The organism is Arcicella rosea (genome assembly GCF_014204325.1).
Lineage (GTDB): Bacteria > Bacteroidota > Bacteroidia > Cytophagales > Spirosomataceae > Arcicella > Arcicella rosea_A.
This window is the reverse complement of record NZ_JACHKT010000010.1, coordinates 124990-144473: the sequence shown is the minus strand read 5'-3', so window position 1 is coordinate 144473 and position 19484 is coordinate 124990. Positions and strand designations below refer to the sequence as shown.

The 19484-nt window shown below is 33.4% G+C and carries 17 protein-coding genes; 8 read left to right on the top strand and 9 right to left on the bottom strand.

Translation table 11 applies throughout. The features are described from left to right. Nucleotides 1–82 precede the first annotated feature (82 nt). Nucleotides 83–1912, bottom strand: a complete 1830-nt coding sequence (locus HNP25_RS09040; RefSeq protein WP_184133485.1) for a DEAD/DEAH box helicase — start codon at nt 1910–1912, stop codon at nt 83–85. 630 nt (nt 1913–2542) lie between these two features. Here HNP25_RS09040 and HNP25_RS09035 point away from each other — a divergent pair. Together HNP25_RS09035 and HNP25_RS09030 are read left to right on the top strand one after the other, a co-directional pair. Beyond that, on the top strand, nt 2543–3766 hold the full coding sequence (locus HNP25_RS09035) for a hypothetical protein (protein ID WP_184133483.1): 1224 nt from the start codon (nt 2543–2545) through the stop codon (nt 3764–3766). 96 nt (nt 3767–3862) lie between these two features. Beyond that, nucleotides 3863–4816 carry an MBL fold metallo-hydrolase gene (locus HNP25_RS09030; protein ID WP_184133481.1) on the top strand — a complete coding sequence of 318 codons (954 nt, stop codon included), beginning with the start codon at nt 3863–3865 and terminating at the stop codon, nt 4814–4816. Between the two features lie 66 nt (nt 4817–4882). Here HNP25_RS09030 and HNP25_RS09025 read toward each other — a convergent pair whose 3' ends face one another. From HNP25_RS09025 to HNP25_RS09015, 3 genes are all read right to left on the bottom strand, one after another. Then, complete coding sequence (locus HNP25_RS09025) at nt 4883–5563, bottom strand: response regulator transcription factor (RefSeq protein ID WP_184133479.1); 681 nt, start codon at nt 5561–5563, stop codon at nt 4883–4885. Nucleotides 5564–5614: 51 nt separating this feature from the next. Then, entirely contained in the window at nt 5615–6433 is an 819-nt protein-coding gene (locus HNP25_RS09020) for a sensor histidine kinase (RefSeq protein ID WP_184133477.1), read from the bottom strand. Nucleotides 6434–7068: 635 nt separating this feature from the next. Then, complete coding sequence (locus HNP25_RS09015) at nt 7069–7626, bottom strand: hypothetical protein (protein WP_184133475.1); 558 nt, start codon at nt 7624–7626, stop codon at nt 7069–7071. 375 nt (nt 7627–8001) lie between these two features. On the opposite strand from HNP25_RS09015, the gene HNP25_RS09010 reads away from it, so the two are divergent. Together HNP25_RS09010 and HNP25_RS09005 are read left to right on the top strand one after the other, a co-directional pair. Further along, nucleotides 8002–8523: an inclusion body family protein gene (locus HNP25_RS09010; RefSeq protein ID WP_184133473.1), complete on the top strand. Its 522-nt coding sequence runs from the start codon at nt 8002–8004 to the stop codon at nt 8521–8523. 169 nt (nt 8524–8692) lie between these two features. Next, nucleotides 8693–9214: an AidA/PixA family protein gene (locus tag HNP25_RS09005; protein WP_184133471.1), complete on the top strand. Its 522-nt coding sequence runs from the start codon at nt 8693–8695 to the stop codon at nt 9212–9214. Between the two features lie 44 nt (nt 9215–9258). On the opposite strand, the gene HNP25_RS09000 is transcribed toward HNP25_RS09005, so the two are convergent. The 3 genes from HNP25_RS09000 to HNP25_RS08990 form a co-directional block, all read right to left on the bottom strand. Then, nucleotides 9259–9870 (bottom strand): hypothetical protein, encoded by a 612-nt coding sequence (locus HNP25_RS09000; protein WP_184133469.1) that lies wholly within the window; start codon nt 9868–9870, stop codon nt 9259–9261. 231 nt (nt 9871–10101) lie between these two features. Continuing rightward, the gene (locus tag HNP25_RS08995) at nt 10102–10788 is read right to left on the bottom strand and encodes a hypothetical protein (protein WP_184133467.1); all 687 of its coding nucleotides are present in this window, start codon (nt 10786–10788) and stop codon (nt 10102–10104) included. 552 nt (nt 10789–11340) lie between these two features. Beyond that, the gene (locus tag HNP25_RS08990; protein ID WP_184133465.1) at nt 11341–11766 is read right to left on the bottom strand and encodes a response regulator; all 426 of its coding nucleotides are present in this window, start codon (nt 11764–11766) and stop codon (nt 11341–11343) included. Between the two features lie 198 nt (nt 11767–11964). Here HNP25_RS08990 and HNP25_RS08985 point away from each other — a divergent pair, with 198 nt between their 5' ends. Beyond that, a complete protein-coding gene (locus tag HNP25_RS08985) occupies nt 11965–12582 on the top strand; it encodes a pseudouridine synthase (RefSeq protein WP_229202824.1) in 618 nt (205 codons plus the stop codon). Nucleotides 12583–12847: 265 nt separating this feature from the next. Beyond that, on the top strand, nt 12848–15022 hold the full coding sequence (locus tag HNP25_RS08980; RefSeq protein WP_184133461.1) for a S9 family peptidase: 2175 nt from the start codon (nt 12848–12850) through the stop codon (nt 15020–15022). 335 nt (nt 15023–15357) lie between these two features. Here HNP25_RS08980 and HNP25_RS08975 read toward each other — a convergent pair whose 3' ends face one another. Continuing rightward, nucleotides 15358–15570 carry a hypothetical protein gene (locus HNP25_RS08975; RefSeq protein ID WP_184133459.1) on the bottom strand — a complete coding sequence of 71 codons (213 nt, stop codon included), beginning with the start codon at nt 15568–15570 and terminating at the stop codon, nt 15358–15360. Nucleotides 15571–15671: 101 nt separating this feature from the next. Further along, the gene (locus HNP25_RS08970) at nt 15672–17336 is read right to left on the bottom strand and encodes a hypothetical protein (protein WP_184133457.1); all 1665 of its coding nucleotides are present in this window, start codon (nt 17334–17336) and stop codon (nt 15672–15674) included. A gap of 59 nt (nt 17337–17395) precedes the next feature. Here HNP25_RS08970 and HNP25_RS08965 point away from each other — a divergent pair, with 59 nt between their 5' ends. Then, the gene (locus tag HNP25_RS08965; RefSeq protein ID WP_184133455.1) at nt 17396–17554 is read left to right on the top strand and encodes a hypothetical protein; all 159 of its coding nucleotides are present in this window, start codon (nt 17396–17398) and stop codon (nt 17552–17554) included. A 42-nt stretch (nt 17555–17596) separates the two neighbouring features. Beyond that, the gene (gene ggt / locus HNP25_RS08960) at nt 17597–19393 is read left to right on the top strand and encodes a gamma-glutamyltransferase (protein ID WP_184133453.1); all 1797 of its coding nucleotides are present in this window, start codon (nt 17597–17599) and stop codon (nt 19391–19393) included. Nucleotides 19394–19484: the final 91 nt, after the last annotated feature.

The window sequence follows — 19484 nt, the reverse complement described above, 5'->3', positions numbered from 1 at the left end:
AAATATTAATCAGTGATGGCTCAAAAGCATAAAAGCCACTGTGAATTTCACAGTGGCTTTTATGCTTATATATTTGCTAAGATTAATTGCTTGGTTTAGCAATCTCAACATTTACTCTTTTACCCTTAATAGAAGCACCTTCCATACGGTTCAAAACAGTAGTTGCATATTCTTTTGGAACATCAACAAATGAATATTTATCAAAAATATTGATTTGACCTAAAGTATTTCCCGGAATTCCAGATTCTCCAGCGAAAGCACCAACGATATTAGCAGGAGAGATTTTTTCGTCAAAACCGATGTTTACGAACATTCTTACCATGTTGGCATCCTGACGGTATGGTTTACCAGCTTTGTCTGTACGAGGACCACGGTCTTCAAAAGAACGAGGCTGACGGTCATTTGACCGACCACCAGAAGGACGGTCATCACGTGAATTACCACGGTCAAAACGGCTATTACTTCCACCATCTCTGCTTCCGAAACGATTTCCTGATTCACGATTTCCACCACGACCAGCATCTCTACTTCCGAAACGTTCTGTACCACGATCATTTCTACGTGCGTTGCGGTCAGCTTCTCCGTCTAAGTTTTCATCAGCGAATTCATTTTTAGCAACACCCATATTCATTTTTACTAAAGCAGCAATAATTTGCTCAGCAGTAAATCCTGAATGCTCTAATGAAGCATATACATCACCGAACAATTCTAAATCACCAGCTTGGATAGTATTTTGAAGACGTTCAATGAACATTCCTTTTTTCACACCTACTACATCAGAGAACGATGGAATAACGCCTTTGTCAATTTTAACTTTAGTGTAATTCATAATGTCACGTAAACGGTTGCGTTCAGAACCTACTACTAAAGTAAATGCTTTACCAGATTTACCAGCACGTCCAGTTCTACCGATACGGTGTACATAATATTCTTCATCTAATGGAATATCATAGTTGAATACAGCATCCACATCACTTACATCAATACCACGTGCAGCAACGTCTGTAGCTACTAGTATAGTTACTACGCCTGAACGGAATTTAGCCATTACATTTGTACGTTGTGCTTGGCGTAAATCTCCATGAAGACCTTCAGCTGCATAACCACGTAATACTAATTCTTCCACTACTTCGTCCACTTTTTTCTTCTGATTACAGAATACTAAAGCTAATTTCACAGCGTGTAAATCCATTAAACGAGTCATTACTTCTAATTTCGCTTTTCCTTTAACATCGAAGTACAATTGTTCGATATTAGCATTAGTAATTTCGTTTTTCACTACTTTCACTAATTTAGGATTGTTCTGGTAGCGAGAAGTCAATGCCATAATAGGCTTAGACATCGTTGCAGAGAAGAAAACAGTTTGACGGTCTTCGTTAGTTTCTTGTAAGATACTTTCGATATCTTCACGGAAGCCCATGTCTAGCATTTCATCTGCTTCGTCAAGAACAGCCATTTTAACATTTTCAAGTTTCAACGCACGTCTTTCGATTAAATCGATAACACGTCCTGGCGTACCAACAACAATGTTTGCACCTGCTTTTAAAGACTTGATTTGACGTTCGATTGAATCACCACCGAATACAGTAGTTACCCAAACGCCTTTTTTGTATTTTGATAATTTTTTAATTTCTTCAGTTACTTGTACAGCCAACTCACGTGTTGGGCAAAGTACTAAACCTTGTACGTATTTATCGAAAGCGATAACTTTGTCAATCATCGGGATACCAAACGCAGCAGTCTTACCTGTACCTGTTTGTGCTTGTCCGATTACGTCACGACCTTCTAATAAATAAGGAATTGCTTCTGATTGGATTGGTGAAGCAGTTTCGAACCCCATGTCCTTTACTGCATTTTTGATGTCTTCCGACACGGAAAGTTCATCGAATCTTAATCTTGTGATTTCACTCATGATTTTTCTTTAACGATTTCAAAGACGCAAACAAGCCGAGAGAAATAGTTTTGATAAACCAATTTCTTTTGTATGTTGCTTTCAAAGATTTCGTTGCCTTTGTTTGTATAGCCTATCAAACGACATGAAGAAGATTGAGGGCATCGACCTGATGCTCCACTCGTTCCTGAGACTAAATTTGTAATTGATTTGAAATAACTGCTTTAATGATGCCCGAACATCCGTTAAAGCTCTGGGAGACCGACTTAGAACTGTTAAAAAGTTCCTGAGAAGAATAGTTTCGTATCCAACGAAACGTACACAGAGACGTGCGGATGTTTTTTGTACTAATTTTCCACAAAGGTACGTCAATCTTTTTTATATGCAAGTGTTTCTTGCATTTTTTTTAGAAAATAAATTTTTCGTTACCATTCATTTTGCATGAATATGGTCTATCTTTCACTAAAAGCCCTTTTTTAAAAAAATAGTAAATTGTAAATACCGAAGATTTTGCTGAAAATAATTGTACTTATATTCTCTTTTCAAAAAATATTACAGAACCAAATAGATTTTCAAGAAATAAGTGAAAACTTTAACCAATAATTCACAAGACCTAAGCGTTTAATTAAAAATAACATTTTGTATTATTTCATGAAAAAAACAATCTTATTAACTGCTATCAGCTATCTGTTTTGTACTTATGCAGGATTCTCTCAAGTATTTTCAGATTCAGTATTCATTAATATTCAAGGTTCACTTGGTAAACTACAAAGTGAAAATGAAAATTTGAAAAGCCGTTTAGAAATGCAAAGTCGTTCTTTAACTGACATTTCAAAGAGTCAATCAATAAGCGACAAAACAAAATGGGAAAAAATTAGAACAAACTTGGTAAAAAGTGCCGAGGTTTATAAAATTTTGAGTGATGATATTATTGATTTAAAATCTCAAGTAATTAATCAAGACTATCAAGGTTATATAAAGAAGTTGAGTTCGGTTGAAAAAGGTCCTTTAGGTTTTTCTTTTGAAGAAGTAATTATGAAGACGGCTCAAAGTAAAGCTATTTTTACCAAAAAAGAGAAAAACGAACGTTTCATGACGGTACTGAAAAGCTTGAAAGATAGCCCAATTGTAGGTTTAATTCCTTATGCTTCACAGGCTGTCAATCTTTCTACGGCAGCGGTAAATGTAGCTTATGCGGCTGGTGTGCAAGATAAAAAGGTGAATTTTGATAAAATTCGTGAATTTGAAAAGGAGCTTCAACGCTACACAGGTTTTTATAACGCTTTGGATAAAGCCAATTTAACCAATACCAATGCTAGTTCACAAACAGTTACTTTGTTAGAAGCATTACAGTTGGATTTACTTGAGAAATTCAAAAAAGATGTGCAGAAAATTGGATATAATCCTAGGGATATAAGGAACGAAGAGTCGTTAGATGATTACTTCAACTACATGGTGAATGAATTTACAACTGATTATGTCAAGAAAAGAATTAGCGACATTGAAAGTAAATACACTCAAAAGGATGGGAAAACGAACTTGACAGATATGCTACAAACAGAATTAGATATTCGTCATGTCAACAATAATTTAGATTATTTACAGGCACTGTGTAACCGTTTTATAGGTATTCATGACCAATATTTTGATTTAGAAAATCGTTATTTTGATTTGGTAAAGCAGTCAATCAATGTTGCCAAAACCAATAATATCATTGAAGCTGTTGGCGAAAAACCAGCACAAATGGTTTATGATGATTTAATTAAAGAATTGGGAGCTAAGAAGAAAAAGAAAGATTCAGCCATTAAATCAAGTATCAATATCAAAGAGTTGAAAGATAAAATTGATGCTGTTGATATTTACAAAATACTATAGTGCAAAATCTTAATCCATAAAATACCTCTTTCTGAAAAGAAGGAGGTATTTTTATGTTTAAATCTCTTCAATTATTCAGCAAACCAATTTTCAAACATGTATTATCGTCTTTTAATTTGCTTCCTATTATTTTCAGCAAAGCTTTTTGCTCAACAAAAGCAACCAGCTGCCTTTCAAGTTGTGCCTTTAGGCGTAAAAGGGGGGACTGATGAGAAAAATCTTTCAGCTTACCTTCTCGCTCCTGTTTCCACAAACGATTATGTTTGTTTAGATGCAGGAACCGTTTATGCAGGGATAGAAAAAGCAGTTAACAATAAAGTATTTAAAGTTTCTGCCAGTGAAGTACTTAGGAAATATATTAAAGGCTATTTTATCTCACATGCTCATCTCGACCACGTTTCTGGTTTAATCATTAATTCTCCAGGAGATTCTTCCAAAACCGTTTATGCCACCCAAAAATGTATGGAAATGATGCAAAATCATTATTTCAATGATGAAACTTGGGCTAATTTTGGAGATGAAGGAAAAGGTTTTCCATTGAAAAAATATCATTTTCAAACGTTAAAAACAGGCGAAGAAAGTGCTATCACGAATACTTCTATGACGGTGAAGGCTTTACCATTAAGTCACGTAAATCCATATCAGAGTACCGCTTTTCTGATTAAAAATCAAAATAATTATGCTTTGTATTTGGGCGATACTGGGCCAGATGAAGTAGAGAGAAGTGATAAATTGGCTTTACTTTGGAAAGAAATTGCACCGCTCATTCAGCAAAAACAATTGAAAGGTATTTTTATTGAAGTATCATTTCCAAACGAACAACCTGATAAGTTTTTATTCGGACATCTTACGCCTAACTGGTTGATGAAGGAAATGAATAAATTAAGTGAATTGACAGGCAAAGAAGCATTGACAGGTTTTAACGTTATCATTACACACCTAAAACCACCAGCAGTGAATGAAGTAAAAATTAAAAAACAGTTAACCGAACAAAATACTTTAGGATTAAATCTAATTTTTCCAGAACAAGGAAAACGATTTGAATTATAAATTCGTATTCTATAATTTAATACTTCTACTTATGCTGACTGGTAAGTAGAAGTATTAAATTTCTCATCAAATCAACGAAAAAATACTGTTTTTAATAGCATATAATACTAAACCTGTAACATTTCTAGAACCAGTTTTTTGGAGTAAATTATTTCTATGTCCATTGACAGTTTTTACGCTGATGTAAAGTTTTTCTGCAATTTCTTCGGCAGTATATTGTTGACAGACAAGCTGTAAGATTTCTTCTTCTCTTTTGGTGATAGTAACATTCATTTTTTTACTCTTCACTTTTTTGCCCATTCTACTTTGGATTGCCTTCAAAGTGAGTTCGTTAATGTAAGAACCTTTGCTGTAAACAGATTGAATAGCATCGAATACTTCTTGTGGGTCGCTGTCTTTTACCAAATAGCCGTGTGCACCATGTTCGATTAAATTTGTTATAAAATTCTCGTCTTCATGAACAGATAGTATTAGAATTCGTACGTTAGGGAAAGTCGTTAGTAACACATTGGTAACATCCAAACCGCTAAATTCTTTTTTGTCGGGTCTGGCTGGTAAAGAAATATCTACCAACATTACATCGGGAATGGATTGACTATTTTTTAACTTGTCAATTACGGAGTAGCCATCTCCGCACTCAAAAACTACTTCAAACTTATTGTTGCTGGCGTGATTGAGAATACCTTTCATTCCCTCTCTAAAAAGTACTTGATCTTCCACTAACCCAACTCTTATTTTTTCTTCCATAATAACATATGTTTAGATAATGTTCTTTCCTGAAAATTGATAAAATAATTGTTATGGGTTATTATGGGTTGTATTGTCAATTGGTATTTCAATAAAGGCATAAAATCCATTTTCATTTTCGTTATTGCCCCATTTTAATGTTCCGTTTAGGGCTGTTACTCTACCTTCAATACTTTTGAGTCCTAAACCTGTAGCACTATTTTCAATGTTAATACCACAACCGTTATCGGTGTATTTACATTGTATGTCAAAAGTATTACATAAAATGTTTAAATCAATCACTGAGGCATTGGCATGTTTAATGGTGTTGTTAATTAATTCCATAATAATTCTGTAATAACCTAAACTGATTGCCCAAGTAAGAATAGGCGTATCGTCGCAAGAGGTAGTTAAGTGAATCTGTATTTTACCTGTTTTATTGATTTGATTGGTAACAGACTCTAATGTTTTTATTAATCCAAATTTCTCTAATTGTGGTGGCATTAATTGGTGACTAATACTCCGAATACTACTGAGGGCAGATTCTGAAAGTTGACGGACATTTTCAACATCTGCCAGCACATTGGCATTATCTTTTATGATTTTTTTTTCTAATACTATCAAGTGCATACGCATGATAGAAAGCACTGCACCCAACTCATCATGTAAATCTTGAGCAATCCTTTTACGTTCTTCTTCCTGAATAAGTATGCTGGAACGGAGTAGCTCGTTTCGATAAAGTATTTTTAGGGATTCTTGTTTAAGCTTTTGTTCAAATAAATTTTTGTGAAAATGCTGATTCAAAAGTACTACACCTATCGCTATTATAAACACAATAACCGTCATAGGTAATATGGTTTCAACAATACTCAACTGCGTGACCGTTTCCATAAGCTAATAAAAAAGCAACAATACATGATAATAGAGAAAAAAGCATGCAGTATCCATGTATAAAGATTGGTGTCCACTGAAAACTTACTTACAATAGTAGCACCAAAATAGAATATCAACAAATTGGAAGTGTGATAAATAAATAATCCGGAATTTATCCAGTTAAGACTGATGATATCATTGTAAGAATTTTGCTTAACAATATCATTCAAGAAAACCATAAAAGAGAAAAGAGCGAGGATGATAATTAGAATAGATTCAACGGTTAAGGCATTTGAATTGAAAGTGAAAACTTTTTGGAGTGTTAGTGAATTAATGATACTAAAAATAGAGAATAATATGGATGAAAACCATATTATTCTCTTGTTAATAAAATCGCCTAAGATGGTTCTATAAAACCAAGCCAATAGTACAAAGCCAACTGGTACGTACAGGTGAAGTAAAGGCAAGTTGTTCATGCGATATAGCCAAAACACCAAAGAAAGCAATTGTATAAAGCTTGAGAAGAATATAAAGTAGGCAAATACTCTTAATGCTTTATTCAACTTTTTAAAGCAAACAATGGTGTATATAAGTGTTAACAGTACCGGTAAATCCGATAACAGTAATATTATCTTGGCTATATTCATTATCAATTACAACTTTTTCTTCGTTAAAAGGTCTTCATTAATGGCACAAGTATTGGGGCATGGTGTGTTTAAATCTAATACATATTGGTCACCATCTGAATAATTACCTAGTAGCTCTGGTTTAATGCCTTTTCCATTCTTATCAAGCATTACATCTTTTCCCCCAATCGGTGGATAGGCATCTAAATTGGCACCAATTACAGGTACAATATACAATTTATAACCTGGTGTTCCTTCTTTTTCACCATTTGGTTGATAAGCTAAATACACACGGACATTATTATAAATGACTTTACTGATTAATGATGAATCTAAACCCATCGCAATTAATAATTCTTGTGATCTAATGGTATATGCCTTAATAGGAATGTCTGATAATTGCTTGCTACTTACAGAATCAAAATAAGCGATATTCAACATGGCTTGTCCTCTGGATACAAGTAAAGAATCAACTGGTACAGGTGCTGGGCGACCTTCATTCAATGCTTCATCTTTTGAATTATTACAGGCAATCATCGTGATTACACACAAAATAGTGGCGATTTTTAAGCTTATACTTTTCATGGTTATTTTTATTATTAAAGGTTTAATACAACAATCTCTTATTTAGCAGGCCCGCTCAATAGTATCATGTTTAATACGACACAATAATAAGTAAAGCATAGTTAGAAACTATCAAGAACAACCAATCTATTCTTAAAAACAGGTATTTATACCCGTGCTTTTTAGTAAATCAGGTATAAATAACTGATTACAAAAAGGGCTATTTATCATCTTTTATAGCCTTGTGTTTAGAGTCAACTTTGTATCATCAAAAATTTCTGATGAGTGGAGTTCAGCGACCACTTTAATAAACGAACTTACTTATAGAAGCATTTACTATAAGGGCGTATTCTGAAAAGCCATACGAGTAGGAACAATCTCAAAACTTTTATAACCATGTCAAAGAACAAAATCATCAATGTCAATATCATTATTGATACGACTCGATTAATGAAAACCTTCACGAGTCCAAGTACAGACCAAAACAAACCTACGGGTATTGACCATACCTATCAATACATGGTAGTAGCAGATGGAACTGATATTAGTGGACAAGGAACAGGAGACCTTAGCTTTACTGCAACTCAGGGAGATGTAGTTCGTTTTTACGCAGTTTCTGAATACAACAACTACGACTGTCCTGTCATTTTGTATAACCTGTTTAAATATGGTGGTGACGATGTTTTTTCAAACCCTAATTTTGAATTGCAACAATTCCCTGATGTAGAAACCGTTGCTCCAGCAAGTTTCAATCCAATGGTATTACAAAGCCCAAATCCTACACAAAACTTTTGGTTTGCTCAAAACACAGTAAACAAAAAAGGTACTGAAAATTATGGATTACAATTTGCCGTGTATAATTCTGATTTAAGTCTTTACGGATACTTCTCTTGGGATCCTCAGATTATCGCAAAATAACGTTTGATTTTCCTAAAGTATTGGAGCAATTTGTTATATCAAAACAGATAGATTGTTCCAATATTTAGTTTCAATTACTTTAACCTCTTTACCTTTTTAACTCCTGTAAATCAGTGAATTATTGAGAGAATCTATCTAGTGTATATTCATTCCTTTAAATCATACAATTATGAATTCGGTCGTAAATATTACTATTATAGTATTCACAGAACAGTTGATAAGGGATTTTCTGAACCCCAGTAAAGACCCTTTAAATCCAACTAAAATACCTAATTCTTACAGCTATTTGGTAAAATCTGGACAAAAGAATGAAGCTATTAAAGGATTTTCAGGCAAGAATATCAACATTCTTAAATCAAAAAATACATCGGTAGAAGTAAATTTTTTCACCTATTCTGAAACCTCTAATTATGATAATCCAGTAATCCTTTATCAAATTAATCAACTTAAAGCTAATGCTATTTCAAGTAAATCACTAAAGCTAAAGTTCTTTTCGGATGTCAAAACGATTGTTCCCGAAAGTTTCAATCCACTTACTTGTCAATACGTGAAGAAAGATTTTTGGTACTGCTCCGACTTTTTAGTGGGACACGAAACAAAAGAGTATGCCCTAAACATTGCCTTATATGATGGTAATGAATTAAATATTCTGGGTTATTTTCAGTTTAATCAAACCTTGTCTGTTTCTTAATATTGTGGCTAAGGTTTGTCGCTTCTTCGCTAAATTTCACTTACCTATTTTATGTGTTGGAAATCTTCTTTTTTGGTAAAATACTCTAAGCCTAAAATTAAAATTATGGTATTAGCGAACAAAATTTTCTGCATTATCGGTAAAAACTCCCAAAAATAACCAGAGCCATAAAGGAATAAAGTACCATAAAAATCAATAAGGAATACTGTGCAAAGGAATTTGAATAGATGTAGCCTTGTTTTGAATACAAATACAGTAATGTAAAATAAACTTAGCAGGAACATTGTGCTTGCGATGGTAATCATGGTGTCATGCAAGGGAGTAGCTATTAAAAAAGTAAATATCATACCGATAGCCCCAAAGTATTTTATAACATTTGCAGCACCTTTGGCTGGTATTCTCTTAGAGAACCCGATGAAGAAGTTGGCAAAACTAGCAGCAAGAAAAATCATTCCTCCAACAGCCCAAAAGCGAGATGGATTATCTGAACCATTCACGGCTTTCTCGCCAAAAAGATTACTGATAAAGTTATTTTTCCAGTCGTAGCCGATAGCATTTTTATCAAATTGTGAACCACCCGGATAGTACAAGGTAGCAATCACTAGCAGTGATATTGAAATAATTAATCCGATAAGAGTTGAATGTTTACGTAGCATCCCATCTTTATTTTAAGGTAATATTTAATTTCCTTCCTTCTACTGAGTGAATCTCAAAGCCTCCAATAATTTTTTTGTAAATAGTCTATTGGGAATTATTACTGAGGTGATTGATTAAATAATATTCGACTTTGGTGGTAAGTACTTGCAGATTGTGTCTGCATTTTATTTATTGTTTCAAGTCAGAAAAGACTTGTGATAGCTAGGGCAAAAAAACTTTGTTACTTGGTGTTATGTTTTGGGACGTCCGTTAAGTCTGTAAATGTTTTGTTTTAAGATTTCCAGACCTTCATTAAGGTCATCAATATTAATTTGAATATTTTTATTATCTGATGTTATAAAGACGAAATATTTTTCATTTATTGATTTCCAGTGTGTCGGGGCGATGCACAAATAATTAGAAAACCCATTTGCACGGTCACTAAAACATAATTTTCCGAGACTGATATAAGGATACATTTTTGATAGAGTTGTGTCCTTTTTTGCATCTTCAAGAATTTTTATACAGATGTCATAATGAAATGTGGAGGAGGAATATTGGTCTTTGAAAAAAGCATTTTTTACTTCGTTCCATTTCTTCAGTAATCTTTTACCTTTTTTATCCTCTGGAAACCCTTCAAACAATTCTACTTCTTGAAAACGTGATTTCAGTTCTTCTATGAATAAACCCTTTCCCAACCATAAATCAATCAAATGGGCTATGGTTTCAATATCTGATGTCAAAACCCTTGCATAGCAAAAGTCTTTTTCAGACATAGAAAGCTCTATGCCATCTTTGCAAAGTCCAGCAGAAATGTTCCGCTTTTTTGAATGTGCAAATGCACAATAATCAGGCATTATATTTCCTTCCCACCGTCCTAGTGAAACAGAGGATTTTATATTTTCAAGATGCTGTTGTATGTCGTAAGAAAGGTTCATTGATAATTGAATGTTTCTCAAAATGTATGTGTATTTACGTTTTTCCTTAAAAATAAAAAAAATAGACTATAAAAACCAAAGTTTTACCTGAATTGCTTCATAATCAACTAATTATCATTAGCTAATAAGTCAATACAACTTACTGTTTTTTTAAACCATTAATAATCACGATTCCCTCTATTTTAATCAACTGAGAAGGCTTTTTGGATAGTGCAATGCACCATCTTCATTTGAGTTTTGCGTGAAGGGATAAGCAATAGGAGCATTTTTTCAAGGGTGAAAATATATTTTTCTACCCTACAAAATACTTTTTCAAGGGTGAAAATATATTTTTCTACCCTACAAAATACTTTTTCAGGGGTGAAAATATATTTTTCTACCCTACAAAATACTTTTTCAAGGGTGAAAATATATTTTTCTACCCTACAAAATATTTTTTCAAGGGTGAAAATATATTTTTCTACCCTACAAAATACTTTTTCAAGGGTTAAAATATATATTTCTACCTTACAAAATAATTTTTCAAGGGTTTTTACTTCCTAAAAAAGGTAATTATTTAATGTAATTCGGTGATTCGCATTCTAACCAATATTCTACAATTATTTTTATCGTGCGTTTTAGCTTTTCAAAAGTATTCGGCTTAACAAAAAAGCCTTGAACCGACTTTGAATACGCATCAACAACGTGCTTTTGTTCCCCACTTGTTGTAAAGAATAAGTAAGGGATACATTTTATTCTTAAATCTTCATTTGTATTAATTTTTTCTCTTAATTCTATGCCGTTTAATTTGGGCATATTAATATCTGAAAGAATAAGGAATGGCTCTAAAGCAGTTTTAGTCAAATAATCAAGTGCTTTTTCTCCTTCTTTGAAATAGATAATTTCATTTTTGAAATCAAGTTCTTTAAAAATTTCATCTAAAATTTCTTGATCGTCGCTATCGTCCTCAATTACTATTATTGGTCCTGTTTTATTCATTTTTATGGTATTTTATTAAAAAGCATAATGCTCATTATTCAGTAAATATACTCAACTTTAAATGCTACTTTATAAAAACCTCTTACATGTCACATTAAAAAAACTCCCGTATCTTGCAAACAAAATATTAATTCCCCAATGACTTTCAGAAATCGTCTTCAATATCTACTCGTTAAACGGCTCCAAATTTCTAATAAAATGGCTTTATCGCTGATTCAATCAGGAGAGATGATGGTTAATGGTGTGGTGGTCAATGAGAATATCATTATTGAAATGGAAGATGAAGTAATCTACAACCATTCAATCATTAAAGAAGGGAAAAAGATGATTTATTTGGCTTTCTACAAAGCTCGTGGCATCGAAACAACACTCAATACAGATATTCCAGATAACTTAAAAGCTCTTTTACCTTTTGAAGATATTTTCCCCGTGGGCAGATTAGACAAAGAATCAGAAGGATTATTATTATTGACTAATGACGGTCGCCTTTTTGATAAAACCCTTCGTAAAGAACATCAAACCGAAAAAGAGTATTTGGTGACAGTCGATAAAGTAATTGATGAAGAATTTATCGACAGAATGTCTGGTGGCATTAAAATCATGGGTAAAACTACTTTGCCTTGTCAGGTTGAAAAAATCAGTGATTTTACCTTTAAAATTATTTTGGTACAAGGCTTGAATCGACAAATCAGAAGGATGTGTTACCAATTGCATTATGAAGTACTAGAACTTATCAGAATCAGAATTGGAAATGTTACTTTAGGAGATTTACGTCCTAATGAATATAGAATGTTAGATAGGAGTTATGAATTATGAATTAGATTCATAAAGGATTTAATAGTGTTCAAATTTCTTATGTTAATATTTTTTGTAGCGGCAAACCCTTGCGGTTGCCGTTTTAAGAGCGGTAACCGCAAGGGTTTACCGCTACAACTTCCGTTTTGAAGATAAATCTAAACCATAGTACTTTAAAAGTATAAATAATGAGATTAAAAACACCACTAAGTAAAATGATTCAGCAATTCTCACCATAAGCAAAATGTTTTTCTTATTTTCGTCTTTCATTCATCAATCACAAATCATGAACAAAAAACACTTTACTAAACTATTGCTCATCCTGATACTTATTCCAGCAGGATTGTTCGCACAAGGCATTAATTGGGATACCGACGGTACTTCTTACACGCTTTTGGAAGGTAGCCAAATCTCAAGAGTAAGTCTTCCCTCTTTACAAAAAACTACTATTGTTACTGCTGATTTATTGATTCCTAAAGGACAAACACAAGCTTTACCCATCAGAAGTTATACTTTTTCGGAAGATGCAAAAAAAGTATTGATTTACACCAACAGCAAAAGAGTATGGCGACAAGATACTCGTGGTGATTATTGGGTGCTTAATTTGGCTACCAAAGAATTCAAACAGTTGGGTAAAACAATGCCAGAATCATCATTGATGTTTGCGAAATTCTCGCCAGATGGTTCAAAAGTAGCGTATGTTTCAAAACATAATATTTATGTAGAAGACCTTGCTACCAACAAAATAAAAGCTTTGACCAAAGACGGAACAACGAAGTTAATCAACGGTACTTTCGACTGGGTTTATGAAGAAGAATTTGATTGTAGAGACGGTTTCCGTTGGAGTCCAGATAGTAAATCAGTTGCTTATTGGCAAATTGATGCCAATACCATTCGTGATTATTTTATGTTGAACACTACAGATTCTACTTATTCGCAAATCATTCCTGTAGAATATCCAAAAGTAGGAGAGAAGCCTTCGGCTTGTAAAGTAGGAGTAGTTGATATTGCAACAGCCAAAACAACTTGGATGAAAGTACCAGGCGAATCTACCAACAATTATATTCCTAAAATGGAATGGGCTGGTAATTCATCTGAAATCATTATTCAACAATTACCAAGAAAGCAAAATGAAACAAAATTGATGCTTTGTAACATTAAAACAGGAGAAGCAAAAACATTTTATAGTGAATCTGACAAAGCTTGGGTAAATGTAAATAATCGTGGCGGTGAATCTGTAGGTTGGGATTGGTTGAAAAATGGTAAAGATTTTATCTGGCAATCAGAAAAAGATGGTTGGAACCATTTATACATTGTTGGAAAAGATGGTAAAGAAAAGTTGATTACTGTAGGCGACTATGATGTGATTAATTTATTGGCTTTCGATGAAACAGCTAATGTTATTTACTTCACGGCTTCGCCAGAAAATGCTACGCAACAGTATTTATACAAAACAACTTTAGACGGAAAAGGTAAAGCTGAAAGAGTATCACCTTTGAACCAAGCAGGAACGCATAGTTATAATATTTCACCAACAGGGAAATTTGCTCAACATCGTTTTACAAGTTCAACAGTTAGTCCAGTAAGTGAAATGATTTCTTTGCCAGAACATAAACCATTGAACGAAGCTGAGAGTATTGATGCGAAAATTGCTAAACAAAAACCAAGAAAAAATAAAGTAGAGTTTTTGAAAATCAAGACGGAAGATAACATCACAGTAGATGCTTGGATGGTAAAACCTTATGATTTTGATTCTACTAAAAAGTATCCAATTGTATTTATGGTTTATACAGAACCAGCTTCTGCAACGGTGAAAGATACTTATTCGGCAGGTTCAAATGGTTTGTATAGTGGCGATATGGCGAAAGATGGTTATATCTATGTTTCGATTGATGGACGTGGAACGCCTTCACCAAAAGGACGTGAGTGGAGAAAAGCGATTTATCGTAAAATTGGTCAAATCAATATCCGTGACCAAGCGATGGCTGCCAAAGAATTATTGAAAAATAAATATATCGACCCAACAAGAGTAGCGGTTCATGGTTGGAGTGGTGGAGGTTCAACTACTTTGAATTTACTTTTCCAATATCCAGAAATTTATCAAACAGGTATTGCAGTAGCAGCAGTAGCGAATCAACTTTCGTATGATAATATTTATCAAGAAAGATACATGGGCATTCCACAAGAAAACCGTGAAGATTTTGTCAATGGCTCGCCGATTACTCATGCTAAAAACTTGAAAGGAAATTTATTGTATATCCACGGAACAGGAGATGATAACGTTCACTATCAAAATGCAGAACAATTGGTTAATGAATTAATTAAGTATAACAAACAATTTCAGTTCATGGCATATCCAAACCGTTCGCATGGAATTTATGAAGGCGAAGGTACTCGTGCCCATTTGAATACTTTGTTTACTAATTATTTAAAACAATATTGCCCTCCGGGAGGAAGATAAGGTCTCTATTGATAATTGTCCAAACATGAGTTATCCCGATTTTTCTTTTGAAAGGGCAATTTTTATAAGGTTTCAATATTTTTTTGATTTATTCTCGTCCTTACTTTTCTTTTCTTGATAAAAGAAAAGTAACAAAAGCGTCGGTCGCAAAAGAAAATCAAGAATTCCTAATCGCAGCGGCGAACCGCCTCGCTCCGCTCAAACAGTAGGAATTCATTACTCATCAATCATAAAAAAGCGGTTGAAATTAGTTTTTCAACCGCTTTTTTATGATTTTAAATTCGTTAAGACTCATGTTTATTAATCTTTAAATATATAATAGTTTACTAATTTCATTATTTATCTTCATTAAGCCATTTGTCCATTAATTCGTCAGAGTAAGTATTTTCTTCCCAAACTTTGTCAGCTTCGTCAATAGCTTTTTGCATAAAAAACTGAGCTAAATAGTTTTTTATCTTTAATAAGTCTGCTTCCTCTATATCCATGGCATATAAATTCAATAATTCCATTTGAATATTAGAGAATGGTTTTTGGTTTACTGTCATCATTTTATCTCAAAAGGTTTGTAAATAAAACATATTTTAATAAATCAAAGATACAAAAACTACACATACGAACTTCTTAATTGTTTTTGTGAACAAACCCAAACCTAAATCACCGAACCTTTAATTCCTTCCAGTAAACCTTTCCAAAGCGTATAAAAAAAAGGTTTATTCGGTAGTCTTCTATAATTGATAGTAGCAATTCTTGCAGGCTTTTTTCTGATAGGATTACTTTCTTTGATGACAAAAGTATTGGCGATAAAAGAAAGTAATTTGCGTTTTTTGAAGATACCTTTCTTCGGTGGAAACTTATAAATCATTACATTCAAATCTTGATACAACATCGTTGTCGAACCTGTTAATCCAAATTTATTACCTTTCATCTCAAACGCAAAATACGAAATGAAACCTTGTTGTGCTTTTGCCATCACCAAAGCTTCAGTTACTTGATTTACATTGGCTATTGCCATATTTATTACTTTACCGTTACAACTAAAATCTCCTTTGGATGCTGCTACATTAAAGTTAAAGTTGATATTTACTTTTGCTTTGTCCATTAGTTTACCTTGTAGAAAAACCAAGCAAAGCGGATTTTTTAGTAATGGAATAGAATCATTCGTGAAGTTGAATACTTTACCATTCGTTTGGGCAAATATTACATTGCCAACTAATCTGGTTTCTGGATTATATTCTGAATAAGTTATTTTAAAATGACTCAATTTGATGGTATCAATCATAAATTTAAGTTGCCATTTCCTAAAAGCTTCATGGGGAAAAGGACGATACTTTGCCTTTGGAGGTACTTTAAAAATACGAGTATCGGTGAACACATTAATCTTCCCTTGATTTATAAAAAGGTTACTGGCATAAATCTTTTTTTCTTCAAAAAGTTTGAGTAAATCAATTGAGTCCAGCTTTATATCCTGACAAATAATTTTGATTCTATCGTCGCCATGAGTTTTGTTACCGTAAGCTATTGGTTTAAAAAGTGGGTCAAATTCCAGATGTTGAATTGATAATAAGCGTGATTTTGTAGAGAAAAGTAATTCACTGATTTTAAATTTATTCAATGAATCTTCAGTGAGTATTTCCAGTTTTTCTAACTTGAAAATACATTCTTTCATGTAGTAAAAGCGACTCTTATCATTATGAGATACCGAATCTATTTGTAAATCAGAGAGTTCAACGAATAAATGTTCTACTTTACTGGTTCGAGGGATTTCAGGTTTAGAGCGGTCGATATAAGTAAAGTTGATATTGTCTAAACTTACTTTTTCAACTGAAAATGATTTAATGAATTTTGAAAGAATCACATAAAAAGGCGTAACTGTTTTAAATGAATTATAAACCTGTTTCTGATGATTAATCTGTATAATTGGCTCTTTGATACTGATAGATTCAAGGTTTAGTTTTGAAGAGAAAATGATTTTCCAAGGTTTTACTCCTTTCAGATGGATTTCTTTTATTTGGGCTTGATAAATATTATCAGGCATCTGTTTTTTACTTCTCAGTTGATTGTACAAGGTTGAGTCAGCCCGACAAGTTACTCCTGATAATTTAGCTTCACCAGTTGTGAAATCATACTGAAGATTTTTGAAATCGAGATAATATAAATTGTTGGTAGCTGTCAAAACAGCATATTGAATTCGTTTTGATAATAGCGGTTTTAATCCCCATAATCCGATAATTGTTAGTAAAACCAAAAGACCAATCACACCATAAAGGCTAATGATTAGGACTTTTTTGAAATAGCTATTTGAGGTTAGTTTCATCGGAAGTTGTGTAAAAATCGAATAAACTAAATAGCAAATTTTCATGCCAGTAAACAATATTGCAAAAGCTATTATTGTTTGAGCAAATAGCACCACAACAAAGTGATACATCAGCAAATAACTTTGATATTTTGATTGAAAATTATGGTGTATTGTTAGGAATAAGCAAGTTTAAAAAAGGTCTTGTCTCTCAGCATTCTGATATTTTAATTGCTTAAATTCCTTGAATTCTGTAAATTGAGAATAAAAAATCAACAAATATGAATTCAAAATATTTACTTACTTTATCAATATGCTTTTTAGGTTTAGTTGCTTGTAAAACTACTCAGCCCAACTCGCAGCATAACGCTCTTCAAAAACCTGCCGAAAATCAAGGCTTTTATCAATTCACAAACGAAGACCCAAATGCCTCGCCATTTTTTGCCAAAAAAGCATCTGTTTATGGTAAAAATGGAATGATAACAGCTACACATCCTGTAGCCTCGCAAGTAGGTGCTGATATTTTAAAACAAGGAGGTAATGCGATTGATGCCGCCGTGGCTACACAATTTGCTTTGGCTGTAGTTCACCCAGCTGCTGGAAATATCGGTGGTGGCGGTTTCTTGGTTTATCGTGATAAAACAGGGAAAAGCTATACACTTGATTATCGTGAGAAAGCACCAGAAAATGCCAGCAGAGATATGTATTTAGATGAAAATAAGAATATAAAAGCTGGTCAGCCAAGCTGGTTGGGGCATTTAGCCAGTGGAACGCCCGGTTCTGTTGATGGTTTAGAACAAGCACATAAACGTTTTGGTAAACTTTCTTGGAAACAAGTAATGCAACCAGCGATTGATTTAGCCGAAAATGGCGTAAAACTAACAGCCAGAGAAGCCAGAGGATTGAATAATGTAAAAGCAGATTTGTTGAAATTTAATCCAACGAAAACATACTTTATGAAAACCGATACAGCTAAATGGCAAGAAGGTGAAGTATTGATTCAGAAAGATTTAGCCAAAACGCTTCGATTGATTCAAGAGCAAGGAAGAAAAGGTTTCTATGAAGGTGAAACGGCTAAATTACTCTTAGCAGAAATGAAAAGAGGAGGAGGGATTATCACTCAAAAAGATTTAGATAATTATCATGCAGTTTGGCGTGATGCGGTAATTGGGCATTATAAAAAATTGAAAGTAATTTCTATGCCACCGCCATCAAGCGGAGGAATAGCTCTTTTACAATTATTGAAATTTGTAGAACCTTATCCGCTCCAAAAATGGGGCTGGCATAGTGATTCAACAACCCAAGTAATGATTGAAGCGGAGCGTCGTGTGTATGCAGACCGTTCTAAATGGTTGGGCGACCCAGATTTTGTGAAAGTACCTCAGAAAGAATTATTAGAGGCTGAATACTTAAAGAAACGTTGGCAAGATTTTCAATTCGCTCAAGCTACAGATAGTAAAATTGTAAAAGGCGGAGATATTATCGGTTATGAAAGTCCAGAAACAACGCATTCCTCTTTTGTAGATAAAGAAGGAAACGCAGTATCAATTACTACAACTTTGAATGGTTCGTATGGAAGTAAAGTAGTAGTGGACGGAGCAGGGTTTTTAATGAATGATGAAATGGATGATTTTTCAATCAAGCCTGGTGTTCCTAATGTGTATGGATTAATCGGAAACGAAGCCAATGCCATTGCTGCCAATAAAAGAATGCTTTCTTCAATGACGCCAACGATTGTAGAGAAAGATGGTAAATTATTGATGATTTTGGGTACTCCGGGTGGCTCAACCATTATTACTTCTGTTTTTCAAGTATTTTTAAATGTTGCAGAACATCAAATGTCAATGCAACAGGCTGTTGATGCACTCCGTTTTCATCATCAATGGATGCCCGATAGAACTACTTTTGAAGAAGGAGCATTCACCGAAAAAACCTTAATCAGAATGCGTGAAAGAGGTTATAAACTAGATTCACAAAAAAATACGATTGGTAGAATGGACTGTATTTTGGTTTTACCAGATGGCACTTACGAAGGCGGAGCCGATGTAAGAGCAGACGATACTGCCGTGGGTTATTAATATGAAATAATCATTTAACAGTCAGCAAACAAAAAAAGTACGCTTTATAAAAGCATACTTTTTTACATTAATTTTCTATTTTTAAACCTAT